This is a genomic window from Actinokineospora sp. PR83, assembly GCF_021056305.1.
Taxonomy (GTDB): Bacteria; Actinomycetota; Actinomycetes; order Mycobacteriales; family Pseudonocardiaceae; genus Actinokineospora; species Actinokineospora spheciospongiae.
The window spans coordinates 1-23,766 of sequence record NZ_JAJCXD010000110.1; the positions used below are offsets into that span (position 1 = coordinate 1).

A 23,766-nucleotide genomic window follows, 5' to 3' on the forward strand; every position below is an offset into this window, starting at 1 on the left:
CACGGGAAAAACATTGAAGGAGAACACCAGAATGCAGACCTGGGCGAAGCGCGGACTCCACACCGCGCTGGTCACCGGTGGTTTGCTGATGCTCGGTACCGGCATCGCTTCCGCAGACGAGGACGTCAACCCCGACCGGCCCGCCTCCCCGCTGGACGCGGCGATCGCCGTCCCGATCCACCTGGACAACAACATCATCGGCACCCCGGTGGGCCAGCGGGCGCTGCCCGCGGCCGACGCCGAGGTCCCGGTCAACCCCGGCGCCCTGCTCAAGCGGCTGCCCGGCGGCGGCGGACTGCTGCACACGGCGACACCCGCCGCGAACGCCGCCCACGCCAAGGCCACCGCCCTCGGCGGCACCGCGCTGCGCGGCAACCGGGCGGGCGGCGAACTCGCCGCCCCGGTCGACGTCTCCGGCAACGCCGTCGCCCTCGGCGGTGGCGCCGAGGCGGAGAACACCTCCAGCCAGACCGCGGCGGGCACCACCGGGCCGATCACCACCGACGGCTCCACCCGCGCCCTCGCAGGCAACGTCGTCGCCCTCGACTGGTCCGCCCCGGTCCAGGTCACCGGCAACGCGGTGGGCGCCCTCGACGACGCCGACGTGGTCAACACCGCCAACCAGTCCGCCACCTCGGGCGGCGGCTCCACCACCTCCGGCCGCGGCCGGGTGCTCGCGGGCAACACCGGCGCCCTGCACGGCGCCACCCCGTTCCAGTTCAACGGCAACGCGATCGCCGGTGCGGGCAACGCCACCACCGACTCCACGACGTCGGCCACCGCCGCCTCCGGCGGGGCCCTCACCACCGACGGCGCGGGCGCCGTCGCCGCGGGCAACGCGGGCGCCCTCCCGGTGGCCACCCCGGTGCACGCCAGCGGCCAGGCGCTCGGCGTGTTCGGCATCGCCGAGTCCACCTCGCACAACACCGCGGGCGCCCAGGCCGGTGCGCAGGCCCTCGACTTCGCGGGCAGCCCCACCTACCTCACCACCTACGCGCCGGACTCGGTGGTCTCGGGCAACGTCCTGCAACCCGCCGCCGCCACCCCGACCACCCTCGACTGCGCCACCGCCGGGGTCGTCGGCAACTCCGCCGCCACCTGCGCGGCCACCGCCACCGCGGGCGCGGGCGGCGGCAACCGCACCGACGGCACCGACGGCGTCCTCTCCGGCAGCATCGCCACCGCCCCCGCCGCCACCCCGGTCGAGGTCATCGGCACCGCCGCGGGCGTCGCGGGCAACTCCACCGCCGCCGACACCCACCACTCCACCGCGGGTGCGGGCGGCCACACCCACACCCACGGCCGCGACAGCACCCTCGGCGGCGCCCTGGTGAGCGCCCCCGTGGCGGGCCCGGTCGACCTGTGCGGCAGCGGCCTGGCCGGTGCGGGCGACACGTCCGCCACCTGCGACCACGCCGTCAGCACCCAGGCGGGCGGCGACGCGGGCACCACCGGCGACAACTCCGTCGTCGGCGGCAACGGCGTCGTCGTCCCGGTCGCCGCCCCGGTCGAGAGCACCGGCAACGGCGGCGGCGCCCTCGGCACCGCAGACTTCACGGGCTCCCAGCAGAAGGACACCGCCGCGGGCGGCAACGCCAACACCGCCGACGACGGCGCGGTGGCGGGCGCGAACCTGGTGCAGGTCCCACTGGCCACCCCGGTGCAGTTCTTCGGCAACGCCGTCGGCACCGCCGCCAGGACCGGCAGCACCGCCGAGCTGCACGACACCACCCGGGCGGGCGGCAAGTCCACCGCCTCCGGCGTCGGCGGCGTCCTCTCCGGCAACATCGCCCAGACCCCGAGCGCGCTGCCCACCCAGGGCTTCGGCGCCAACGGCGTGGTCGGCGGCATCGGCTCGGCCGACGCCACCAACACCACCAGCGTCGTGTCCGGCAGCGCCGCGGGCACCGACGGCTCGAACGGCTCCGGCTCGGGCAACATCGTCTCCACCCCCACCGCGGGCGCCGCCCAGGGCTCCGGCGACTCGGTCGCCGTGTTCGGCCGCGGCACCGGCCTGGGCGCCAACACCACCTCCACCACCGCGGGCGGCACCACCGCCACCAGCGGGCAGTCGGGCAACGCGTCCGGCAACGTGGTGAGCCCGGCCCTGCTCCCGGTCGTGCAGCCCGCGGGCACCCCCGTCGCGGTGGCGGGTGCCGACAGCGCGTCCAGCTCCACCAGTCAGACCACCGGCACCTCCGGCGGCAACGCGACCACCGACGGCCGCGGCGGCTACGTGTCGGGGAACCTGTTCGACGTCCCGGCCGCCTCGCTCGCCCAGGTGCACGGTGACGCCGTCAGCGCGGGCGCCGCCCAGGCGGGTGGCACCTCGGACCACACCACCACCGGCTCCGCCGGCGGCCACTCCGAGACCAGCGGGGAGAACAAGAAGCTGTCCGGCCTGCACGGCGTCCGCCCGATCGGCGTCAACGCCCCGATCTACAACGTCCCAGTCAAGGTCTTGGCCGACGCCGTCACCGACGCCAAGCACACCAGCGACGTGGCGGTCGGCGAGGAGAAGCCGCTGGAGCTGCCGCCCGCGGGCGCGCTCCCGCTCACCAAGCCCCCCACGGTCCTCAACTACGCCCGCAGCAACCCGCTGGGCAACCCGCTCGGCGCGCTGGGCCGCCCGCTCAACGGCCTGACCAACCCCGGCGGCCTGCCGCTGGTGGGCGGTCTCCTCGGCGGCGGCAACGGCGGCAACGGTGGCGGCGGCCTGCTGGGCGGTGGCGGCGGGGCCGGTGGCCTGCTCGGCGGCCTGACCCGCGCGAGCGACGGCGGCCTCATCGGCAGCAGGCCCGCGGGTCGCGCCGCGGGTCGCGCGGACTACCCCACCATGCCGATGCCCGCCATGCCCGCCGCCTACGGCAACCCGGTCCACGCACCGTACGGCCAGCCCACCTGGCCCACGGGGGTCCCGGCCCAGGTGCCGACGGGCGGCGTGCCCACCACCCCCTCGCGTGGCGTGCTCACCGTGCCCGGTGCCACCACGGGCAGGCAGCAGCCCGTGGGATCGGTGGGGAACATCCCGATCGACGGCGCGATCGGCCTGCCGGTGGGCAAGCTCACCCAGATCGCGGGCCGCGGCGTGAGCAGGGTGGCCACGAACACCATGGCCCCGCTGGCGTCCCGCGAGCTGCCCCAGCTCCCGACCGGCGCCGTGCCGCAGCTCCCGACGGGTGGCGTGCCGCAGCTCCCGACGGGTGGCGTGCCGCAGCTCCCGACGGGCGGTGTGCCGCAGCTCCCGACGGGCGGTGTGCCCCAGCTCCCGACCGGTGGGCTGCCGCAGCTCCCGACGGGTGGTGTGCCGCAGTTGCCCAACGGTGGCGAGGTTCCGCTGCCCACGGGCGGTGTGGCGCAGCTCCAGTCCGGTGGCCTGGTGCCCCAGCTACTGAACGGCGACCTGTCCCGGTCGGCGGGGCGGGCCGTGCCCCCGCTGCCGATCGGTGGCCTGCCCCCGCTGCCCAACGGCGGCGCACTGCCCACCGGTGGCGTGGCGCAGCTCCAGCACGGTGGTCTGCTGCCCCAGTTGCCGACCGGCGACCTGACCCGCTCGGCGGGGCGTGACGTGCCCCAGCTCCCGACCGGTGGGCTGCCGCAGCTCCCGACGGGTGGTGTGCCGCAGTTGCCCAACGGTGGTGCGGTTCCGCTGCCCACGGGCGGTGTGGCGCAGCTCCAGTCCGGTGGCCTGGTGCCGGAGAACGTCGGCGTGCCCCAACTGCCGGTCGGCGGTCCGGGCCGGGACCTGCCGCAGTTGCCGATCGCGGGGGTGACCCAGTTGGCCACCAACGCCCTCGCCCAGCTCCCGTCCAACGGCCTGCTGCCGCTCGGCGCCCTGTCCCAGCTTTCCGGCCGGGACCTGCCGCAGCCGCCCGCCACCGGCGGTGCCGAGCCGGTCGCCGGGGTGACCCAGTTGGCCACCAACACCCTCGGTCACCTGCCGACCGACGACCTGCTGCCGGGCGGTCTGCCCACCAACGGCCTGCTGGACACCGTCGTGGGTGTCCTCCCGGCGGGCCTGGGCGACAACCTCCCGGGCCGCTTCCACACGATGGACCGCACCGACGTCTTCACCATGCCCGGTCTGGACGCCGCGTCGGGCATGTTCGCCGGTGACCTCTTCGAGGTGCCGGAGGTGCACACCCTGCCCGCGACCGGTGCGTCCGGTCTGACCTCCCTGACCGACACGCAGTCCAAGCTCGCCGACCTGTTCGGCACCTTCCCCAAGATCGGCTGACCGCCGCTCGAACGGACGGAGGACCCCGGGAGCACCCGCTCCCGGGGTCCTCCGCTGTCCCGGCCCGTCGTCACCGGGCGAGCCGCGCGCGGGCCTCCCCGGTGAGCGGGGCGAAGAAGTTGACCAGGTTGCCGTCGGGGTCGCGCACCAGCAGGGAGCGGTTCCCCCACGGCATCGTGGTCGGCTCCTGCACGACCTCGGGGACCGGGGCCAGACCGGTCAGCCGTTTGTGCTCCCGGTCGACGTCCTCGACGAGGAACTCCAGGATCGCGGACCGGTTCGACTCGGGGACGGCCGCGCCCGGGCTGAACAGCGCCATCGTCTGGGCACCGCCGATCGCCAGGGTGCACGACGGGCCGACGAGTTCGGCGAACTGCTCGGCGAGCCACCGCGCTTCGAGGCCGGTCGCCCGCTCGTAGAACTCGACGAGGCGGGCGACGTCGTCGGTGATGACGCGGACGGAAGCGAATTGCATGGCGGGCCTTCCCAGGGGGTGGGGGGCGGCTGCGCGCCGCCCCGCTGCGGACACCCGCCACGCTAGGAGCGATAGTGGACAGCATCCGCCCGGTATTGGGAGAGTTCTGCCCATGACTCGGCCGATCGCCCGGGTGCTGGCGCTCCTGGAAATCCTCCAGGGCGGGGGGACCCGAACCGTGGCCGAGCTGGCCGAGCGGCTCGACGTGGACGAGCGCACCGTCCGCCGCTACGCCGCGCACCTCCTCGACCTGGACATCCCCATCCGCTCGGTGCGCGGCCGGTACGGCGGGTACCGGCTGTCCCCGGGGTACCGGATGCCCCCGCTGATGCTCACCGACGAGGAGGCGCTCGCGGTCCTGCTCGGCCTGGTCGCGGGTCGACGCGCCGGGGTGATCACCACCTCGGTCGCGGCGGCGGAGAGCGCGGTCGCCAAGGTCAGGCGGGTGCTGCCCGAAGCCCTGGGCCGCAGGCTCGACGCGCTGCTGGAGACCGCCGACTTCACCGCGCCCGCGCGCTCGGCGCTCACGGCGGAGGCCGGGGTGCTGCTCACCGTCGCCGAGGCGGTGCGGGACCGCCGCCCGGTCGACATCGCCTACACCGCGGGCCACGGCGGTGCGGGTGAACGCACGGTCCACCCCTACGGGATCGTGGCCCACTCCGGGCGGTGGTACCTGATCGGCCACGACTCCGCCAGCGGGCAGGAGCGCACGTTCCGCGTCGACCGGATCGCGACCGCCGGGGTGCGGGCCGGGACGTTCGACGCACCGGACGGCTTCGACCCCGCCCAGCGGGTGCTGACCGCCCTCGCCGAGGCGCCGCGCCAGCACGAGGTGTCCGTGCGGGTCCAGTCGACGCCGGAGCACATCCGCACCGTCTTCCCGCAGTCCGTCGCCACCCTGGAAGCGATCACCGATCCCGGGTGGGTGCGGGCCCGGGTGCGGGCGCAGCGACTCGACTGGGTACCGCCCCTGCTCGCCGCGCTCGACCGGCCGTTCGTCGTCGAGCGGCCCGACGCCCTCCGCGACCTGGTGCGCGCACTGGCCGGTCGACTGGCCCGCTGCGCCGACGCGCCACCGGAAGGCTGATCAACTCGTGGCACCCGCCCCGGTGGGCGGGACGGGTCGGCGCTCAGGCCGGTGGCCAGTTGCGCAGTGCGGTGTCGGCGACCTCCTGGAGGTCGTCGCGGCTGAGGCCGCTCGCGGCCTGGACAGCGATGCCGAACGAGACGGTCATGACGTACCGGGCGAGCCGACCGGCGTCGGTGCCGCGTGGCAGGTCGCCCTCGTCGACGGCCCGTCGGAAACGCTCCTCGAGGTGCAGGCGCGCGTCGTTGCGCCACCCGGCCAGCGCGTCACGGGCGGGTCGGCCGGAGTCCCCGGCCGCCAGTGATGCCTGCACGCCCAGGCACCCGGAGGGGCAGTCGGGGCGGGTGGTGGCCTGGACCGTGCCGTTGAGGAAGGCCGTGGCCACCGCCTGGGCGGTCGGTTCCCCCAGGGCCCGCAACCCGTAGGAGGCGGGTCCCTCGGTGTAGAGCTCCAGGGCCTTGCGGAACAACTGCTCCTTGTTGCCGAAGGCCGCGTACATGCTGGTCCTGGTGATGCCCATGGCGCCGGTCAGGTCGGTGAGGCTGGCCCCCTCGTAGCCCCGCTCCCAGAAGACCGCCATGGCGCGCGCGAGCGCCTGCTCGGCGTCGAACCCCCTGGGCCTGCCGATGGGGGCCTTCCCGTGATCGGTCACCCCAGCAGGATACGCCTTTGGTACCGAGCGGTCTGGAAGTGCTACGGTCGATTTCAGTACCGATCGGTTCTGAACTTTCAGGAGGTTGGGAACATGGGTCAGCTCGAAGGCAAGACAGCAGTGGTGACCGGCGGCAGCAGCGGGATCGGCCTGGCCGCCGCCGCGCGCCTCGCGGCCGAGGGCGCGCACGTCTTCGTCACCGGCAGGCGCGCGGGCGAACTGGACGCGGCGGTGGCGGCCATCGGCTCGGCCACCGCGGTGCCGGGCGACGTCTCGGACCCGGCCGACCTGGACCGGCTCTACGACGCGGTCCGCGCCCGGGGCGAGGGGGTGGACGTGCTGTTCGCCAACGCGGGCACGGCGGCGTTCGCGACCCTGGAGCAGACCACCGAGGAGCACTTCGACCGGATCTTCGCCGTCAACGTCCGGGGAACCCTGTTCACCGTGCAGAAGGCCCTGCCGCTGCTCAACGCGGGCGCCTCGGTGATCCTGAACCTGTCCGTCCGCGCCGACGACGGCGTCGAGGCGTTCGGCACGTACGCGGCCACCAAGGCGGCGCTGCGCTCCTACACCCGGACCTGGGCCAACGAGCTCAAGGGGCGGGGTGTCCGGGTCAACGCGATCTCGCCGGGCGCGATCGACACCCCCGCGATCGTCGGCATGGTCGGCGAGGAGGAGGCCGGGGCGGTCAAGGCGGGCTTCGCGGCGGCGGTCCCGCTCGGGCGGGTGGGAACCGCGGACGAGGTGGCCGCCGCCGTGGCCTTCCTCGCCTCGGACCAGAGCAGCTTCGTCCTCGGCGCCAACCTCTACGTCGACGGCGGTGAGAACCAGCTCTGAGGGGTCGCTACGAGGCGGCTTCGAGGCGCGGGCCGTCGCGCCACGCGGCGGCCAGGTCCTGGATCGGCAGGTCGAGCACCTCGCTGAGGCAGGCGATCGTGCCGAAGGAGGGGGACGGGAGCCGGCCGGTCTCGATCTTGCGCAGCGTCTCCGGCGACATGCCCGCCGCGCGCGCCACATCGGAGAGGTCGCGGTCTGCCCGCGCCTCGCGCAGGAGTCGCCCGAGGCGCCTGCCTGCCTCGACCTGTTCGGGGGTGAGCGGGTTGCGGACCACGCCACCAGGGTACGGCTGGTATTTTAATACCGCAAGTGCTACGTTGGTATTATTATACCAACGAACGGCGCGAGGGTACCCATGATCGAGTTGAAGTCACCAGCGGAGATCGAGCGGATGCACACCACCGGGCGGTTCGTCGCCCAGGTCCTGACCGAGCTCGGTGACCTCGCCGACGTGGGGGTCAACCTGCTCGACCTGGAACACCACGCCCGCAAGATGATCGAGCAGCGCGGGGCGCAGTCCTGCTACTGGGACTACGCCCCGTCCTTCGGCAACGGCCCGTTCCGCAACGTCATCTGCCTGGCGGTCAACGACGCGGTGCTGCACGGGCTGCCGCACGACTACGCGCTGCGCGACGGCGACGTCCTCACCCTGGACTTCGCGGTCGGGATCGACGGCTGGGTCGCCGACTCCGCCCGCACCGTCATCGTCGGCACACCCGCCGAGGAGGACGTGCGACTCGTCCGCGCCACCGAGGAGGCGCTCGCCGCGGGCATCGAGGCCGCACGGACGGGCAACCGGCTGGGCGACATCTCGGCGGCGATCGAGGCGGTCGCCACCGGGTACGGATACCCGATCAACACCGAGTTCGGCGGCCACGGGCTCGGGCGGACGATGCACGAGGACCCGCACGTCTCCAACCGGGGCCGGGCGGGCCGCGGCCTCAAGCTCCGCGCGGGCATGACCCTGGCCCTCGAACCCTGGCTCGCCCGCACGACTGACAAGATCGTCTTCGACCCGGACGGCTGGACCATCCGCTCGGCCGACGGCTCGCGCACCGCCCACTCCGAACACACCATCGCGATCACCGACGACGGCCCCCTGGTGCTCACCGAGCGCCTGCCGCACCCCGCCACCCCGACCTCGGCCTGACCCGCCGGGGAGGTCGGCGGGCGCCCCACCGACGACTCCCCCGCCCCGCCGAGCGGCACACGTGCCGCGGGCCGCTCGGCCACCCGTCCACACAGGAGTGACATGAAACCCGCCTCGCAGCGGCGCCTGACGCTGGTGGCCCTGCTCGGGCTGCTCCACTGGCTGTTCGGCAACCTCTACGAGGCGGTGGTCTTCTCACCGAACTGGCTCCGGGACAGCCCGGCCCAGTTCACCAGGCTGCACGAGTTCTTCGCCACCACCGGGCCCACCCTGTACTTCGTGCCGGTCACCCAGATCGCCCTGGTGCTGGTGTGGGTGCTGTGGTGGCGCAACCGGGACGCCGAAGCGGCGCGCGACCACCGGCGCGCCGGGCAGGTCGCCGTGGTCCTGGCCGTGCTCACCGCCTACATCGTCGTGGCCGTGATCCCGGACATGTTCGGCACCGACGCACTCGCGCGGCCGGACGGCCTGTACTCCGCCGCGTGGCAGTGGAACATCCTCAACGTGTTCCGCATGGTCCTGACGGCGATCACCGCCTACCACCTGTTCAGCGCCTTCCGGAAACTGGACCGGAAGACCGACGCCGACTGAACAGCCCGCTCCCGCCCCGAGGGGCGTCAGCTCGCGATGTGGGCCCCGATGCCGTCGAGGAGGAAGTCGAGGCCGGTCCGGAAGTTCCGGTCGGCGTCGAGGTGGGGGCCGTCGTGGACGACGGCGGCCAGGGCGGGGAACCGGCCGGTGGCGAAGGTCCGCCGCAGGTAGGGCCCGAAGGTGGCCTGCCACTGCCGCTGGTCCATCCCGGAGGCCCGCTCGGCCCGCCGCTCGGTGATCTCCCGGCGCACCGCGCCGATCACGTACGCGTTGACCGCGGCGATCGCGGGCACGACGGTGCCCAGGTCGACGCCGCCCATCCCGGCGGCCACGGCCTCCCCGCTCGCCAGGGTGTTCGGCCCGAGCTGGGGGCGCCCGCCGATCAGGTCGGCGAGCCACTCGTGCCGGTGGGCGGCTCGCCGGGTGGCCTCGGCGAGGGAGCGCAGCACCTCCCGCCAGCCGTCGCCGGTCGGTCGGATCTCCGCGTGGACCGCGTCGACCATCAGGTCGAGCAGCTCCTCCTTGGTGGCGATGTAGCCGTACAGCCGCATCGGGCCGACGTCCAGAGCCCCGGCGACCTTGCGCAGCGACACCGCGTCCAGGCCGTCCGCGTCGGCGAGTCGGATCGCCGCCCGGACGATCCGCTCCCGGCTCAGCGGGGCGGGCGTCGGGCGGTCCGGCGGCTCCGGCCGCTCCCACACCAGCATGACGGGGACGGTACAGCGCCGCTCTTGATACAGTGTATCGACGAATACAGTGAATCGAGGACGGCCATGACCATCGCCATCGTCGGAGCGGGCCTGGGCGGCCTGACCCTCGCCCGGGTGCTGCACCTGCACGGGGTCGACGCCGTCGTGTACGAGTGCGAGTCGTCCCGCGGTGCGCGCGGTCAGGGCGGGATGCTCGACATCCACTCCGGGCAGCGGGCGCTGCGCGAGGCAGGCCTGATCGACGGGTTCCTCGCGATCGCCCGCGGTGAGGGCCAGGACATGCGCCTCTTCGAGCCGGACGGCACCCTGCTGCTCCGGGAGGACACACCCGACGACGCCCCGCTCGACCGACCCGAGGTCGACCGCGCCGACCTGCGCGACCTGCTGCTGGACTCCCTCCCCGAAGGCGCGGTGCGCTGGGGGCACGCGTTCGACTCCGCCGCCGACGGCGTGCTGCGCTTCGCCGACGGCAGCCGCGCGGCGTACGACCTGCTGGTCGGCGCGGACGGCGCGCAGTCCCGGGTCCGCGCGCTGCTCACCGACGCCCGGCCCGCGCACCTCGGCCAGAACGTCGTCGAGGTCGGCATCCCCGACATCGACCGCACCCACCCGGACCTCGCGGTGATGGTCGGGCGCGGCAACCACTGGGTGCTCGGCGACGGGAAGTCGCTGGCGGCGCAGCGCAACGGCGACGGCCGCGTGCGCATCGGCCTGAGCTTCTACAACACCGGCGAGGACTGGTTCGCCACCAGCGGCATCCCGTTCGACGACCCGCCCGCCGCCCGGGCCCGGCTGATCGACCTGCTCGCAGGCTGGGACCCCCGGTTCACCGCGCTGATCGCCGCCTGCGACGACGTGGTCGTGCCCCGGTCGATCACCGCCCTCCCGGTCGGCCTGACCTGGCCGTCGACGCCGGGCGCCACACTGCTCGGCGACGCCGCGCACCTGATGCCGCCGGTCGGGGAAGGGGCCAACATGGCGCTGCTCGACGGCGCCCTGCTCGGCCTCGCGCTGGCCGCGCGCCCGGACGACTTCCCCGCCGCCGTCGCGGAGTACGAACGCGAGATGTTCGAGCGCACCGGCGCCGCCGCCCGCATGTCCGCGGAGATGCAGGAGCTGCTGATGTCGCCGGACGCCGCCCGGAGGTTGCTCGCCTTCTTCCGACCCGGCTAGGCCGGGACGGGGTCAGCCCTGGGCCAGGTCGGCGAAGCGGCTGTAGTGGAGCTGGTGGGCGACCACCACGGTGGCCGTGGGGCCCGCTCGGTGCTTGGCCAGGATCAGGTCCGCCTCGCCCGCCCGGGGGTCGTCGCGCTCCCAGGCGTCGGGGCGGTTGATGAGCAGGACCATGTCGGCGTCCTGCTCCAGGGAGCCGGACTCGCGGAGGTCGGAGAGCATGGGGCGCTTGTCGGTGCGCTGCTCGGGGCCTCGGTTGAGCTGGCTGATGGCGATGACCGGGACCTCGATCTCCTTGGCCAGGAGCTTGAGCTGCCGGGAGAACTCCGAGACCTCCTGCTGGCGGGACTCGACGCGCTTGCCGGAGGTCATTAGCTGCAGGTAGTCGACGACGACCAGCTTCAGGTCGTGGCGCTGCTTGAGCCGCCGCGCCTTGGCCCGGATCTCCATCATCGTCAGGTTCGGGGAGTCGTCGACGAAGAGGGGGGCCTCGCTGATCTCGCTCATCTTGCGGGCCAGGCGGGTCCAGTCGTCGTCGCTCATCCGGCCGCCGCGCATGTCGCCGAGGCGGATCTTGGCCTCCGCGGACAGCAGGCGCATGACGATCTCGGTGCGGCTCATCTCCAGGGAGAACACGGCGCTGGTCATGTTGTGGGCGATCGAGCAGGAGCGGGCGAAGTCCAGGCCGAGGGTCGACTTGCCGACACCGGGGCGGGCCGCGACGATCACCATCTGGCCGGGGTGCAGGCCGTTGGTGATCTCGTCCAGGTCGGCGAAGCCGGTGGGGATGCCCAGGGAGTTGCCGCCGCGGGAGGCGATGGCGTCGATCTCGTCCATCGTCGGTTGCAGCAGGTCTTCCAGTGCGACGTAGTCCTCGCTCATGCTGCGCTCGGTCACGTCGTAGATCGCGGCCTGGGCGCGGTCGACGATCTCGGTGACGTCCGCGCCCTCTGCGCCCTGGTAGCCGAGCTGCACGATCCTGGTCCCGGCCTCGACCAGCCTGCGCAGGATGGCCTTCTCCGCGACGATCTCCGCGTAGTACCCGGCGTTGGCCGCCGTGGGCACCGTGGCGATCAGGGTGTGCAGGTACGGGGCGCCGCCCACGCGCAGCAGCTCGCCGCGGCGCTCCAGCTCGGCGGAGACGGTGATCGGGTCGGCGGGTTCGCCGCGGCCGTACAGGTCGAGGATGCAGTCGTAGATGTTCTGGTGCTTGGGCCGGTAGAAGTCACCCGGGCTCAGCGCCTCGATGACGTCGGCGATGGCGTCCTTGGACAGCATCATCCCGCCGAGGACGCTCTGCTCCGCCGCGAGGTCCTGGGGCGGCTGCCGGTCGGCGCCCCCCTGCTCCGACGGCATCGGCGGCAAGGAACGGTCGTCTGTCAACGCCATGGGCGGGCCCCCTCCCTGATCACGTCTTCCGGACCGCGCTGCCCGACGCGCGGATGTCGAACACCTGTTCGAGCGGAACGATACGGGTCCGGTACGACAAATGAGACGCTATGACCCCCGAACGGTCGTACGCAAACCATGCTGGGGACACGCCTGTGGATAACTTGGGGATGGTTCTGCCCACCTGAGCACAGGTCCCGTCCCGCCTGTGGACAACCTGGGGACAACTTGCGAACACCTCAGAGAAACCGCAGGTCAGACCCTGTGTATAAGGTGTGGAAAATTTGCTCCGGCGTGTCGCGGCAGACACGGCTGTCGGCGTGTCGTGACGCCCGTGGCTCCGGTGGGTGACCCATCCCTGTGGACAACCCTGTGGACAACGCAACAGCCCCGCCCGGGAGGCCCGAGCGGGGCTGTTGCGGGGACGAGCGTCAACTCGCGGCGTTCACCTCGACGGTGAACGCGGCGGTGACGTCCGGGTGCAACCGCACCGAGACCGGGTGCTTGCCCACGGTCTTGATGTGACCGGCCAGCTCCACGGCGCGCTTGTCCAGGACCGGGCCACCGGCGGCCTTCACCGCGGCGACGACGTCACCGGTGGTGATGGAACCGAACAGCTTGCCCGAGCCCGCCGCGGCCTTGGCGGCCAGCGGAACGCTGCCGAGGTTGGCCAGCTGGTTCTTGACCTCCTTGGCGTGGTCGAGGTCGCGGATCCGGCTGGCCTCCTGGGCCCGGCGGATGACCTGGACCTGCTTCTCCGCGCCCTTGGTCGCCAGGATGGCGAAGCCGCGGGGCAGCAGGAAGTTGCGGCCGTAGCCGTCCTTGACCTCGACGGCGTCGCCCGGACCACCCAGGCCGTCGACGTCAGTGGTGAGGATGAGCTTCATGATTTCGTCCTCTCCAGGTCAGCGGGCGGTCGAGGTGTACGGGAGCAGGGCGACCTCGCGCGCGTTCTTGACCGCGATGGCCACGTCGCGCTGGTGCTGGCTGCAGTTGCCGGTGACCCGGCGGGCCCGGATCTTCCCGCGGTCGGAGATGTACTTCCGCAGCAGGGTGGTGTCCTTGTAGTCGATGTTCACCGGACGATCTTTCTTCTCGTCCTTGCAGAACACGCAGACCTTCTTCTTCGGCTTGCGAATCGGTGGCTTTGCCACTGGGTACTCCTGGTCTTATGTCGAGAAAGAGTCTGGGGGATCGGTGCGCGGTGCCCGGGTCAGAACGGGGGCTCGTCGTTGAAGCCGCCGCCACCGCCGCCGCCACCGGCGGGCGGGGCGGAGCCCCACGGGTCGTCGGCGGGCGGAGCGGAGTTGCCGCCACCGCCACCGCCGTAACCGCCACCACCGCCGCCTCCGCCACCGGAGCCGCGGCTCACCTTGTTCACCTTGGCGGTCGCGTAGCGCAGGGACGGGCCGACCTCGTCGACCTCCAGCTCGATGACGGTGCGCTTCTCACCCTCGCGGGTGTCGAAGGACCGCTGCTTGAGCCGCCCGCTCACGATCACGCGCGCGCCGCGGGTCAGCGACTCGGCCACGTTCTCCGCGGCCTGCCGCCAGATGTTGCACCGCAGGAACAGCGCCTCGCCGTCCTTCCACTCGCCGCTCGCGCGGTCGAACGTCCGGGGGGTCGACGCGACGGTGAAGCTCGCCACGGCGGCGCCCGACGGGGTGAAGCGCAGTTCCGGATCGGCGGTCAGGTTCCCGACCACCGTGATCGTCGTGTCGCCAGCCATCGTGGTGCCTCCCGGCTGTCAGGCGGTCTCGCGGCGCATGACCTTGGTCCGCAGCACGGACTCCTGCAGGGAGAGCTGGCGGTCCAGCTCCTTCACCGCGTCCGGCTCGGAGTTGATGTCGAGCACGGCGTAGATGCCCTCGGCGTGCTTCTTGATCTCGAACGAGAGGCGGCGCTTGCCCCAGATGTCGACCTTCTCGACGTTCCCGCCCGAAGTGCGGATCACGTTGAGGAACGTGTCGAGCGACGGAGCGACGGTGCGCTCGTCGAGCGTGGGGTCGAGGATGACCATAACTTCGTAATGACGCATGAAGACCACTCACCTCCTGTGGGCTCACGGCCGCGGAGGATCCGCGGCAGGAGGGTCTGCGCCGTCCAGGCTAACAGTCGGCGCAGGTCAGCTCTTGCGCAGTACCCAGGTGCGGACCAGGGCGCCGGTGACGACCGACAGGAACAGGGCCGCGAGCACGATCGGCACACCCACCCCGCCGGTCCGGCCGAACGCGGGCAGCGCCTGCGCGTCGCCCGCCGCGGTGCGCACGTCGACGCCCCCGGAGTCCTGGCCCAGGATGCCGAACTGGGGCGCGTAGCCGGGCACCCCGGAGCCCGTGACCGCTGACGGCCGGTACACGCCGCCGGGGCTGGCGTAGGGGACGGCGCCGTAGTCGCGCGGCGGTGCGGTGCCGGTGCTCGGCTGCGGCGGGGTGAACCGCACCGGCGGCAGCGGGGTGGCCTCGCCGACCGGTGTGCCAGGCGGGGGCGTGGTCGGCTGCTGCGCGGGCGGTTCCGGGGTGGTCGGGGGTGCGGGCGGGGGCGTGGTGGGGACGCTCGGGTTGAGCGCCCGCACGGTCATGCCGCACCCGGCCACGACCTGCTCGGCCACCCGGGCCGCCACGGCGTCGGCGGCGCCCCGGACCTCCCGCATCGGGCGCACCTGGGCGACCACCGCGTCGGCGATCGCCTGCGGGGTGATCCGGCCGGTGCCGTCGGGCACCGCGCCGACCTCGATGCCGATGCCGAGCGGGAAGGTCAGCCCGACGGCGGTCGCCGCGAGCGCGCCGAGACCGGGGGTGTCGGCGACGGCCTCGGTGACCATGCCGTTGACCGCGAGCCGGGCCAGCACGACCGGCTGGCCCTTGAACCCGACGACGTCCTGCTCGCAGCTCAGCGCGAAGAGCGGCAGCGGGCTCAGCGGGTCGGCCGCGGCCGGGCTCGCACCCGCCAGGCAGGCGGACCCGGCCACCAGGCCGAGGAGGGACGAACTGATGACCCGCCGAACCCGATTGCGCACGCGCCGACACCCTCCGTCATTCCCGCACCCACCTGTATGGGTGAACGATAGACGGAAAGGGGAAACGGTTGGTTGTCAGACGACTGTTCGGCGCAGCACCCAGGTACGGACGAGGGTCGCGGTGACCCCCGAAAGTGCGAGGACGGCCAGGAGGACGGGCACCGCGATCCGGTTCGAGCCGACGCCGTCGAGCGCCTCGGCGTGTCCCGCCTGCTGGACACCGTCGGTGTCCTCGGTGCCGAGGATGCCGAACTGCGGCGAGTAGCCGGGCACCGAACCGCCGTACCGGACACCGGGCGACGGGGTGAACAACCCGGCCTTGGCGAACGGGAGCGAGGCGTAGTCGGCCATCGGCGAGCGGCCGGTGGTGCTGCCCGCGCCGTATAGCGGGACCAGGCCGTTCGGGGTGAGGCTCTGCCCGATGCCGGTCGTGGTGCCGGGGGCGGGCGCACCCGGGGCGGTGCCGCCGGGGGGCGGGGTGGTGCCGCCACCGGGGGCCGTGCCGCCGCCGGGCGGGTTCCCGCCGCCGGGGGTGCCCGGGCCGGGCGCGGTGGGGGCACCGGGGATCAGCTCGGGTAGCTGCGGGATGGGAGCGGTGGCCGATTGCAGGCTCCGACCCAGGTCGGTCGCGCCGTCCTGCACGGGGGCCGTGGCGGCGTTGACGCCCCGCACGGTCACCGCGCAGGTCCGGCCGAGCAGGTTCCCGACGTCCTTGGCGATCGCGCCGAGCGGGGTGCCCTGCAACGCCCCGGTCGCCGCCGACCCGATCGCGGAACCGCCGATCGTGCCCGCGCCGTCGGGCAGCGCGCCGATCGGGATCGGGCCCAGGGTGCCGACCACGCCGCCGACCAGGCCGCTGAGGGTCTGACCGAGCAGCGGCACACCCTTGAGGACCTCATTGATCGGACCCACCAGGGCCTGCGCGTTCAGCGAGACCGGCTGGCCGGGGGTGCCCTGCACGGCGGCCCCGCAGTTGCCCGCCACCAGCGGTTCGGCCGCCGCCGCCGTACCCGGGTTGAGCCCGAGGCAGGCGGTGGCGGTGCCGAACATCAACACCAGTCCGGTGGCGAGGGTCTTGGCGCGGCGCTGCATCGAGGTCCTCCAGGTGCGGAGAGAGCTGTCTACTAGCAGGAACGACGGTAACCCGCCCCCGTGACGCCAACGCCCGGCATTGCCTCGAAATTCCTTCACAATCGCCCGTACGGCCCAACCGGGGCCCGTCCACCAGGGTTCGACGGTGGGCGAGGGGGCTGGTCGTCACCCTCGCCGACTACTCTCGCTGACCATGAGCATCGGCGCCCACGTCCGCGACGACGACCCGCTCGCTGCCGCGCGGGAGCGCGGTGCCGAGGTGGTGCAGTTCTTCCTCGCCGACCCGCAGGGGTGGAAGGCGCCGGAGCCGCACCCGATGGCGGACGCCCTGCTGGCCTCCGACCTCACCGTGTTCGTGCACTCACCGTACGTGGTCAACCTGGCGTCCACGAACAACCGCGTCCGCATCCCCTCCCGCAAGCTGGTCACCCAGCACGCCGAGGCGGCGGCCAAGGTCGGCGCGCAGGGCCTGGTCGTGCACGGCGGGCACGTCACCAAGGGCGAGGACCCGCAGGCGGGCATCACCAACTGGCGCAAGTTCTTCGAGCGGCAGCACGCCGAGGGCGGCTTCGCGGTGCCGATCCTGATCGAGAACACCGCGGGCGGCGACAACGCCATGGCCCGCCGGTTCGACGTGCTGGCCCGGCTCTGGGACGAGGTCGGCGAGTTCGGCGCGGGCTTCTGCCTGGACACCTGCCACGCCTTCGCCGCCGGGGAGGACCTGGTCGGCATCGTCGACCGGGTGCGGGCCATCACCGGCCGGATCGACCTGGTGCACCTCAACAGCTCCCGCGACGAGTTCGGCTCGGCCCGCGACCGGCACGACAACATCGCCACCGGCACCATCGACGCCGAGCAGCTCGTGGCCGTGCTGGCCGCCGCCGACGCCCCCGCGGTGGTGGAGACCCCGGGCGACGGCCAGGCCGCGGACATCGCCTTCCTGCGTGAGGCGCTCGGCCGGTGAAGGCGGTGCCCGCAGACGTGCCCGCGGACACGGCCCCCGACCGCCCCGGCGGCGCCCCGGTGCCGCGCACCCGGACCGGCGCCGCCCGGCTCGGCCGCTCCGCGCTGGCCCTGCTGGTGCTGCTCTGCGGCGTCACCCTGGTGCTCGGCTTCGCCAACAAGAACCGCTGCACCGGCCCCGAGTTCGACCAGTGGGGCCGCAGCCAGCCCGACTTCGCCGACCGCAAGTACGCCGAGGCCTGCTACTCCGACATCCAGTTCCTGTGGATCGGCCGCGACGTCGACCGGCACGTCTTCCCGTACGTCGACGGCGGCATCAACTCCAGCGGTGAGCTCAGCGGCGGCACGGTCGAGTACCCGGTGCTCACCGGCCTGCTGATCTGGCTCGGCGCGATGTTCGTGCACACCGACGCGGGCTTCCTGCTCGCCTCGGCGCTGCTGATGGCCCCGTTCGGCCTGCTCACGGCCTGGTTGCTGGGCAGGCTCTCCCGCTGGCGGGCGCTGCTGTGGGCGCTGTCGCCACCGCTGGTCCTCTACGCGTTCCACAACTGGGAGCTGCCGGTCGTGCTCTGCGCGACCGCGGCCGTCTACGTGGTGCACCGCGGCTGGGGCAAGCGGGGCGTCGAGCGGCCCCTGCTGCACCGCGCGTACGCCGCCGCGCTGCTGCTCGGGCTGGGGTTCGCCTTCAAGCTGTACCCGGCGATCTTCGTCCTGCCGCTGATGCTCTACGTCCTCACCGGCGGGCGCGGCGGCGCCGAACTGGCCGCGGGCAAGACCCGCGAGGTGGCGGGCGCGGTCAAGGTCGCGCTGATCGCGATGGGCGCCGCGGTCGCGGTCAACGTGCCGTTCGCCGTGGCCGGTTTCGACGGCTGGCTGGCCTCGTTCGTGTTCCAGGGCCAGCGCAAGGCCGACATCACCGCCAACTCGATCTGGTACTGGGGGCTGCGCCCGGAGTCCGACCCGCAGAACGAGGCCGTGCACCACGTCATCGGCATCGCCTCGCCGCTGCTGGTGATCGCCTCCTTCGCCGCGGCCTGCGTCGTCGGCTGGGTCCGCCACCGGCGCGAGGGCACCTACCCGTGGGTGGCGGTGTCGGCGGCGATGCTGTGCGGGTTCCTGCTGCTGCACAAGGTCCACTCGCCGCAGTACACGCTGTGGCTGGTGCCGATGTTCGTGCTGCTGCGGGTCCGCTGGGGCTGGATCGCCGCCTACGCCGTCGCCGACCTGGCGATGGGCATCGGCATCTTCCTGTGGTTCGCCGAGATCGCCCAGAACAAGCCCGCGGGCGTCTACGAGGGCTTCGCCGCCCAGGCGGTCATGATCGGCGTCTGGGGCCGTGCCGCCCTGCTCGTCGGCCTGTTCACCGCCTTCCTGAACGCCCGCAACACCTTCGACGACCAGGACGACGGGGACACCCCACCGGACGGGCTCAGGCAACCGGTTCCGGCTGCCGGCCCGCGACCCGCGCCACCGACCGACGGCGGTGCAGCAGCGACTCGGTCGTGATCACGACCAGCGCCAGCCACACCAGCCCGAACCCGACCCACCGCGCGGTCGTCATCGACTCGTGGAACACCAGCAGCCCGATGGCGAACTGGATGATCGGCACGAAGTACTGCAACAGGCCGAGCGTGGTCATCGGCACCCGCACCGCCGCCGCCCCGAACAGCAGCAGCGGCACGGCGGTCACCACCCCGGTGCCCGCGAGCAGCAGCGCGTTCGCCCAGCCCGCGTGCCCGAAGGTGCCCCCGCCCCCCAGGTTCAGCACGACCAGGAACCCCAGCGCCACCGGCGCCAGGATGACCGTCTCCAGCGCCAGCCCCTCCGAGGAACCGACGTCGGCCTTCTTCTTCATCAGCCCGTAGGTGCCGAACGAGAACGCCAGGGTCAGCGCGATCCACGGCAGCCGCCCGTAGTCGAAGGTCAGCTCCACCACCGCCGCCAGCGCGATCGCCAAACCGGCCCACTGCCCGACCCGCAGCCGCTCCCCCATCACCAGGACACCGAGCAGGATCGTCACCAGCGGGTTGATGAAGTACCCGAGCGAGGTCTCCACCACCTGGTTGGAGTTGACCCCGTGGATGTACATCCCCCAGTTCACGGCGATGGTGAACGCCCCCACCGCGATGAACCCCATCCGCCGCCGGTCGGCGAAGACCGCCCGCAGGTGCCCCCACCGCCGGGTGACTGCGATCAGCGCACCCACCGCCACCAACGACCACACGATCCGGTGAGCCAAGATCTCCACCGCCCCGGCAGGCGCGAGCAGCGGCCAGTACAGCGGGAAGAAACCCCAGCTCAGGTAGGCGGAAAACCCCAACCAGAACCCACGCCGCGCCCTGTCCACCAGCCGCCTCCGATCATCCCACCACTACCCGGCGCGAGTGTCTCACCCGGACAGGTGGGGTGACGATCGGGTTGTTCAGACCGGTTCGGGTTCCTTGGCGGTCCGGGCGGGCAGGACCACCACGTCCGGGGCGCCGTCGAGCACACCGCCCGCCGGGTCGTCGTCGCCGAGGGCGCGGACCAGGTCGCGGGTGGGGTGGTAGATCTCGTACACGACCAGGGCGCACAGGGCGATCACCGCCAGGTCGCGCACCACCACCGTGCCGAGGAACCACTCCTCCGGCAGGCCCTTCTTCGAGTCGCCCATGAAGTAGAACATCCGGGGGGCCCAGACCAGGGCGTCGACGGTCATCCAGGCGAGCAGCAGCTTCCAGCGCGGCACGGCCAGCACCGCCAGCGGGATCAGCCACAGCGAGTACTGCGGGCTCCACACCTTGTTCGTCAGCAGGAACACCGCGACCACCAGGAACCCGAGCTGGGCGAACCGCGGCCGGGTCCGCGCGTGCAGGCCGATGAACGCGATGCCCGCGCAGCCGAGCAGGAACAGCAGGGCGCTGACCAGGTTCAGCCAGAACGGCGACTCGCCGAAGGGCAGGTCCGGGTCGAAGCCCGACCAGCCGGTGAACTTCATGACCACGTTGTAGAGCGAGTCCGGGTCGGCGCCGCGGGTGGAGTTGAGGGTGAAGAACTGCCACCAGCCCTCGCGGGTCGCCGCGGGCAGGAAGATCGGGGCGTTCACCACCGCCCAGGTCAGGGCCGTGGCTCCGGTGGCCTGCCACCAGGAGCGCATCTTCCCCGCCCGCAGGCACAGGATCAGCAGTGGGCCGAGCAGGAACAGCGGGTAGAGCTTCGCCGCCACGCCGAGGCCGATCAGCACGCCTGCCAGCACGGGTTTCCTCCGCGCCCAGGCCAGCATCCCGGCGGCGGCGAACGCCGTGGCCAGGGTGTCGAAGTTGGTGAACGCGTGCACCAGGACCAGCGGGGACAGGGCGATGAACGCCGCGTCCCACGGTCTGCGCCTGGCCGTGCGCAGCGTCGCCCAGATGGTGACCAGCCAGGCCAGGGCCAGCCAGAACGCGCTGATGTCGAAGTAGACGACCACCGGCAGCCCGCTCGGCAGCCACCCCTGCGCCGCAAGCTGCACCCACCCCTGGGCCATCTTGGCGTTCGCCCACTGGAACATGCCGGTGAGCACCGGGTACTCCATGTACCGCTTGGTCTCGTTCGGCTTGCCCTCGTGGTCGACCCAGCTCGTCAGGTACGGGAAGCCGCCGCGGTCGAGCCGCTCGGCCGAGTACAGCGGGACGATGTCGGAGTAGCACATCGCCACGTACGGGCGGCTCGAGCGCCAGTCCAGCGCCAGCCGCCCGTCGCCGGAGTCGTACTGCTGCACGCACGCGGCCTTGCCGAACCAGGCCAGCGACAGCGCGACCACGGCCAGCAGCAGCGAGACCCGCAGCGGGGTCCAGAACCAATGCCTGCCCACCACGGCGTGCTCCCCCAGCGGCCCGCCGACCGGCGTGCTCGCCGAGGCGGCCAGGGACTCCGTCCAGCTCGGCCGGACGCGCTCCTCGGGACCGAGGGTGGCGGTGTCGCCGACCCGCTCGTCCCCGCTCGGTGACTCAGACACGCGCGCGATGCTACGGGCAGCGGTGTGCGAACGGGGTCAGCCCGCGGTGAACACGCGGACGGCCCCGGGGAAATCCCCGGAGCCGTCCGTGGTCAACCGATCAGGCCGTCACCCGGCCCGCCGCCTCCGCCACCGCCACCGCCCGGCAGCGGGATGTCGGTGCCCCCGCCACCCGGCTTGGTCCGGGTGGGCTTGGTCGTGGTCGCCTCGCCGGTGTCCTCCGGGGGCACCGTGGTCGTCTCCGGGACGGACGGCGCGGTGGTGGTCGTCGGCGCGTTGTCGGACGTCTGCTCGCGGGGCTTGGTCTGGGCGGGCTTGTTGTCGTTGTCGCTCTGCCTGGACTCCGTCTTGCCGATCGGCACGTACTTGCCGAACGCGGCCTTGGGCAGGTTCTGGTGGTAGGAGTCCATGAACTCCTTCCAGATCTTGCCCGGCAACCCGCTGCCGTAGATCTTGTTGCCCTCGGCGTCGTGCAGGATGCGGCTCTCCGGGGTGTTCTTCTCGTCGCCACCGCTCATGGACACCGCGGTCGAGAGCTGCGGGGTGTAGCCGACCATCCACGCCTTCGCGTTGTCCGGCGTTTCCTTGCCGGTCGTGTCGACGTACTGGTGCGTCCCGGTCTTGCCCGCGCACTGCCTGCCGCCTGCGCAGCCGATCTTCGAGTACTCGGGGATCGGCAGCAGCGCCTCGGTGACGTTGCGGGCGATCTGCTGGTTGCGGGTGGCGTCCTCGGCGTCGAACGCGGGCTTCTCGGCCAGCTCCGGCCGGGCCGCCGCGTCGAAGACGACCCCGCCGTCGGGGTAGGTGACCTTCTGCACCAGGTGCGGCTTGCGGTAGGTGCCGTTGGCCGCGAAGGTCGCGTACGCCGAGGCCATGTCCACGGTGGTCACCTGGGTGGCACCACCGCCGATGGCGATGTTGATGTCACCGGCGGCGGCGTCCAGCGGGGAGAGGATGCCCGCCTTCTTGGCCGCCTCGGCCACGCCCGCGGGCTTGACGTCGTTGTAGACCATGTCGCTGAACACCACGTTCAGCGACTCCTTCATCGCCTCGGCCACCGTGCAGGACTTGCCGCACTTGGGGACCGACGCGTTCTTGACGACCTTGCAGTCGCTGTCCGAGTACGGGTTGTTCTTGCACTTCGGGTCGAAACTCCTGGCCGTGGTGTCGTACACCTCGCCGAGGCCCTTGCCCTTCTCCAGCAGCCCGACCAGGTCGAACGGCTTGAACGCGGAACCGGGCTCCTGCTTCGCGCCCGCGTAGTCCAGGTCGAGGCCCTTGGCGCGGCCGTAGTAGGCCCGGATCGCACCGGACGCCGGGTCGACCGCGACCAGGGCGGGGTGCAGGTTCGCGGGCTGGCCCGCCATCACGTCCGCGACAGCCTTCTCGGCCATGGTCTGCGCGTTCTGGTCGATGGTCAGCGTGATCACGTACCCGTTGCGCTTGACCTGCTCCTCGGTGATGCCGTAGGTCTTCAGCTCGTCGGTGACCAGGTCCGAGAAGCCCTGGCGCGGGCCGGGCAGCGCCGCGAGCTGGCCCTCGCTGGGCGGGATCGGCTCCGGGAACGGCTGGGCGGTCTTCTCCGCCGTCGTCATCCAGTTGTTGCTGATCATGCGGTTGGTGACGTAGTCCCAGCGCTGCTTCTGGTACGCCACCACCTTGCCGTTCGCGGGCGTCTGGATCATGCCCGCGAGCACCGCCGCCTGCGACTTGGTGACCTGGTTGACGTCGCTGATGCCGTAGTAGGCCTGCGCCGCCGCCGCGATCCCGTACGCGCCCCGACCGAAGTAGATCGTGTTCAGGTACGCCGCGATGATGTCGTCTTTGCTGTAGGTCTTGTTCATCTTGTAGGACTTCACGACCTCGACCCACTTGCGCGACAGCGTCGGGTCCTCGTTGCCGGAAGCCTTCTTGATGTACTGCTGGCTGATGGTGGAGCCACCGCCGCCGCCACCGGTCGCCTGGTTCCACACCGCGCGCATGATGCCCATGAGGTCGAACCCGGAGTTCGTCTCGAACGTCTGGTCCTCGGCGGCGTACACGGCGTGCAGCAGGGTGTCGGGGATCTCCCCGGACTTGAGCATGATGCGGTTGCCGCCGGACTCGGCCAGCCGCGCCATCGGCGAGCCGTCGGCGTAGAGCATCGTGACGACCTTGTCCTGGGCCAGCGCGACGTCGTTGGGGTTGTCGACGTCGACCATCTGGTAGGTGATGAAGAACGCCAGGACCGGGATCACGATGCCCAGGGCGGTCAGCACGTACAGGGTCCGCCGGACCCGCCGCCAGGTCTTCTTCTTCCGCATCGCCCGCTGCTCGCCCGTCGGCGGGCCGCCATCGTCCTCGTCCGGCCCGTAGTCGTCGTCCGCGTACTGCCGCTCGGCGGAGAAGTCGTCGTCGAACTCGCGGTGCGTGATC

General features: G+C 72.5%; 22 protein-coding genes. 8 read left to right on the forward strand and 14 right to left on the reverse strand.

What is annotated here, in order from left to right; translation table 11 throughout:
• The first annotated feature begins 31 nt into the window (after nt 1-31).
• On the forward strand, nt 32-4,237 hold the full coding sequence (locus L6E12_RS30640; protein WP_236231414.1) for a hypothetical protein: 4,206 nt from the start codon (nt 32-34) through the stop codon (nt 4,235-4,237).
• Nucleotides 4,238-4,307: 70 nt separating this feature from the next.
• Here L6E12_RS30640 and L6E12_RS30645 read toward each other — a convergent pair whose 3' ends face one another.
• On the reverse strand, nt 4,308-4,712 hold the full coding sequence (locus L6E12_RS30645; RefSeq protein WP_236231415.1) for a glyoxalase/bleomycin resistance/extradiol dioxygenase family protein: 405 nt from the start codon (nt 4,710-4,712) through the stop codon (nt 4,308-4,310).
• Nucleotides 4,713-4,824: 112 nt separating this feature from the next.
• Between L6E12_RS30645 and L6E12_RS30650 the strand changes: the two genes are divergently transcribed.
• Nucleotides 4,825-5,799, forward strand: coding sequence for a YafY family protein (locus tag L6E12_RS30650; protein ID WP_236231416.1), 975 nt, complete (start codon nt 4,825-4,827; stop codon nt 5,797-5,799).
• A gap of 43 nt (nt 5,800-5,842) precedes the next feature.
• On the opposite strand, the gene L6E12_RS30655 is transcribed toward L6E12_RS30650, so the two are convergent.
• On the reverse strand, nt 5,843-6,451 hold the full coding sequence (locus L6E12_RS30655; protein WP_236231417.1) for a TetR/AcrR family transcriptional regulator: 609 nt from the start codon (nt 6,449-6,451) through the stop codon (nt 5,843-5,845).
• A 93-nt stretch (nt 6,452-6,544) separates the two neighbouring features.
• Between L6E12_RS30655 and L6E12_RS30660 the strand changes: the two genes are divergently transcribed.
• Nucleotides 6,545-7,288 (forward strand): SDR family NAD(P)-dependent oxidoreductase, encoded by a 744-nt coding sequence (locus tag L6E12_RS30660; protein ID WP_236231418.1) that lies wholly within the window; start codon nt 6,545-6,547, stop codon nt 7,286-7,288.
• Nucleotides 7,289-7,295: 7 nt separating this feature from the next.
• Here L6E12_RS30660 and L6E12_RS30665 read toward each other — a convergent pair whose 3' ends face one another.
• On the reverse strand, nt 7,296-7,562 hold the full coding sequence (locus tag L6E12_RS30665) for a helix-turn-helix transcriptional regulator (RefSeq protein WP_236231419.1): 267 nt from the start codon (nt 7,560-7,562) through the stop codon (nt 7,296-7,298).
• A gap of 81 nt (nt 7,563-7,643) precedes the next feature.
• On the opposite strand from L6E12_RS30665, the gene map reads away from it, so the two are divergent.
• Nucleotides 7,644-8,438 carry a type I methionyl aminopeptidase gene (gene map, locus L6E12_RS30670; protein WP_236231420.1) on the forward strand — a complete coding sequence of 265 codons (795 nt, stop codon included), beginning with the start codon at nt 7,644-7,646 and terminating at the stop codon, nt 8,436-8,438.
• 102 nt (nt 8,439-8,540) lie between these two features.
• Nucleotides 8,541-9,029: a hypothetical protein gene (locus L6E12_RS30675; RefSeq protein WP_236231421.1), complete on the forward strand. Its 489-nt coding sequence runs from the start codon at nt 8,541-8,543 to the stop codon at nt 9,027-9,029.
• A gap of 26 nt (nt 9,030-9,055) precedes the next feature.
• Here L6E12_RS30675 and L6E12_RS30680 read toward each other — a convergent pair whose 3' ends face one another.
• Nucleotides 9,056-9,736: a TetR/AcrR family transcriptional regulator gene (locus L6E12_RS30680; RefSeq protein WP_236231422.1), complete on the reverse strand. Its 681-nt coding sequence runs from the start codon at nt 9,734-9,736 to the stop codon at nt 9,056-9,058.
• A 66-nt stretch (nt 9,737-9,802) separates the two neighbouring features.
• Between L6E12_RS30680 and L6E12_RS30685 the strand changes: the two genes are divergently transcribed.
• Nucleotides 9,803-10,912, forward strand: coding sequence for an NAD(P)/FAD-dependent oxidoreductase (locus tag L6E12_RS30685; RefSeq protein WP_236231423.1), 1,110 nt, complete (start codon nt 9,803-9,805; stop codon nt 10,910-10,912).
• Between the two features lie 12 nt (nt 10,913-10,924).
• Here L6E12_RS30685 and dnaB read toward each other — a convergent pair whose 3' ends face one another.
• The 7 genes from dnaB to L6E12_RS30720 form a co-directional block, all read right to left on the reverse strand.
• Nucleotides 10,925-12,301 (reverse strand): replicative DNA helicase, encoded by a 1,377-nt coding sequence (gene dnaB, locus L6E12_RS30690; RefSeq protein WP_110080657.1) that lies wholly within the window; start codon nt 12,299-12,301, stop codon nt 10,925-10,927.
• Nucleotides 12,302-12,732: 431 nt separating this feature from the next.
• On the reverse strand, nt 12,733-13,191 hold the full coding sequence (gene rplI, locus L6E12_RS30695; RefSeq protein WP_035289926.1) for a 50S ribosomal protein L9: 459 nt from the start codon (nt 13,189-13,191) through the stop codon (nt 12,733-12,735).
• Nucleotides 13,192-13,206: 15 nt separating this feature from the next.
• The gene (rpsR, locus tag L6E12_RS30700) at nt 13,207-13,455 is read right to left on the reverse strand and encodes a 30S ribosomal protein S18 (RefSeq protein ID WP_035289928.1); all 249 of its coding nucleotides are present in this window, start codon (nt 13,453-13,455) and stop codon (nt 13,207-13,209) included.
• A 59-nt stretch (nt 13,456-13,514) separates the two neighbouring features.
• A complete protein-coding gene (locus L6E12_RS30705; protein ID WP_035289930.1) occupies nt 13,515-14,030 on the reverse strand; it encodes a single-stranded DNA-binding protein in 516 nt (171 codons plus the stop codon).
• An 18-nt stretch (nt 14,031-14,048) separates the two neighbouring features.
• A complete protein-coding gene (gene rpsF / locus L6E12_RS30710; RefSeq protein ID WP_084176427.1) occupies nt 14,049-14,339 on the reverse strand; it encodes a 30S ribosomal protein S6 in 291 nt (96 codons plus the stop codon).
• 87 nt (nt 14,340-14,426) lie between these two features.
• Nucleotides 14,427-15,320, reverse strand: coding sequence for a hypothetical protein (locus L6E12_RS30715; protein WP_236231424.1), 894 nt, complete (start codon nt 15,318-15,320; stop codon nt 14,427-14,429).
• Nucleotides 15,321-15,395: 75 nt separating this feature from the next.
• Nucleotides 15,396-16,412, reverse strand: a complete 1,017-nt coding sequence (locus tag L6E12_RS30720) for a hypothetical protein (RefSeq protein ID WP_236231425.1) — start codon at nt 16,410-16,412, stop codon at nt 15,396-15,398.
• 193 nt (nt 16,413-16,605) lie between these two features.
• On the opposite strand from L6E12_RS30720, the gene L6E12_RS30725 reads away from it, so the two are divergent.
• Nucleotides 16,606-17,376, forward strand: coding sequence for a deoxyribonuclease IV (locus L6E12_RS30725; protein ID WP_236231426.1), 771 nt, complete (start codon nt 16,606-16,608; stop codon nt 17,374-17,376).
• Nucleotides 17,373-18,881, forward strand: coding sequence for a glycosyltransferase family 87 protein (locus L6E12_RS30730; protein ID WP_374201973.1), 1,509 nt, complete (start codon nt 17,373-17,375; stop codon nt 18,879-18,881). The genes L6E12_RS30725 and L6E12_RS30730 overlap by 4 nt, the downstream gene beginning before the upstream one ends.
• Here the strand turns inward: L6E12_RS30730 and rarD are convergent.
• The 3 genes from rarD to L6E12_RS30745 form a co-directional block, all read right to left on the reverse strand.
• Nucleotides 18,805-19,722: an EamA family transporter RarD gene (gene rarD / locus L6E12_RS30735; protein ID WP_236231427.1), complete on the reverse strand. Its 918-nt coding sequence runs from the start codon at nt 19,720-19,722 to the stop codon at nt 18,805-18,807. The two genes, L6E12_RS30730 and rarD, sit on opposite strands and share 77 nt — an antisense overlap.
• Before the next feature lie 75 nt (nt 19,723-19,797).
• Nucleotides 19,798-21,351 carry a glycosyltransferase family 87 protein gene (locus tag L6E12_RS30740; protein WP_236231428.1) on the reverse strand — a complete coding sequence of 518 codons (1,554 nt, stop codon included), beginning with the start codon at nt 21,349-21,351 and terminating at the stop codon, nt 19,798-19,800.
• A 92-nt stretch (nt 21,352-21,443) separates the two neighbouring features.
• A partial coding sequence (locus L6E12_RS30745) for a transglycosylase domain-containing protein (protein WP_236231429.1) occupies nt 21,444-23,766 on the reverse strand: 2,323 nt, incomplete at its 5' end.

What these genes read in the sequence shown, in the direction of transcription:
- L6E12_RS30640 (WP_236231414.1), top strand. Translation starts at nt 32, where the DNA reads ATGCAGACCTGGGCGAAGCGCGGACTCCACACCGCGCTGGTCACCGGT.
- L6E12_RS30660 (WP_236231418.1), top strand. Translation starts at nt 6,545, where the DNA reads ATGGGTCAGCTCGAAGGCAAGACAGCAGTGGTGACCGGCGGCAGCAGC.
- L6E12_RS30645 (WP_236231415.1), bottom strand. Translation starts at nt 4,712, where the DNA reads ATGCAATTCGCTTCCGTCCGCGTCATCACCGACGACGTCGCCCGCCTC.
- L6E12_RS30680 (WP_236231422.1), bottom strand. Translation starts at nt 9,736, where the DNA reads ATGCTGGTGTGGGAGCGGCCGGAGCCGCCGGACCGCCCGACGCCCGCC.
- map (WP_236231420.1), top strand. Translation starts at nt 7,644, where the DNA reads ATGATCGAGTTGAAGTCACCAGCGGAGATCGAGCGGATGCACACCACC.
- L6E12_RS30725 (WP_236231426.1), top strand. Translation starts at nt 16,606, where the DNA reads ATGAGCATCGGCGCCCACGTCCGCGACGACGACCCGCTCGCTGCCGCG.
- dnaB (WP_110080657.1), bottom strand. Translation starts at nt 12,301, where the DNA reads ATGGCGTTGACAGACGACCGTTCCTTGCCGCCGATGCCGTCGGAGCAG.
- L6E12_RS30675 (WP_236231421.1), top strand. Translation starts at nt 8,541, where the DNA reads ATGAAACCCGCCTCGCAGCGGCGCCTGACGCTGGTGGCCCTGCTCGGG.
- rpsF (WP_084176427.1), bottom strand. Translation starts at nt 14,339, where the DNA reads ATGCGTCATTACGAAGTTATGGTCATCCTCGACCCCACGCTCGACGAG.
- L6E12_RS30650 (WP_236231416.1), top strand. Translation starts at nt 4,825, where the DNA reads ATGACTCGGCCGATCGCCCGGGTGCTGGCGCTCCTGGAAATCCTCCAG.
- L6E12_RS30705 (WP_035289930.1), bottom strand. Translation starts at nt 14,030, where the DNA reads ATGGCTGGCGACACGACGATCACGGTGGTCGGGAACCTGACCGCCGAT.
- L6E12_RS30720 (WP_236231425.1), bottom strand. Translation starts at nt 16,412, where the DNA reads ATGCAGCGCCGCGCCAAGACCCTCGCCACCGGACTGGTGTTGATGTTC.
- L6E12_RS30685 (WP_236231423.1), top strand. Translation starts at nt 9,803, where the DNA reads ATGACCATCGCCATCGTCGGAGCGGGCCTGGGCGGCCTGACCCTCGCC.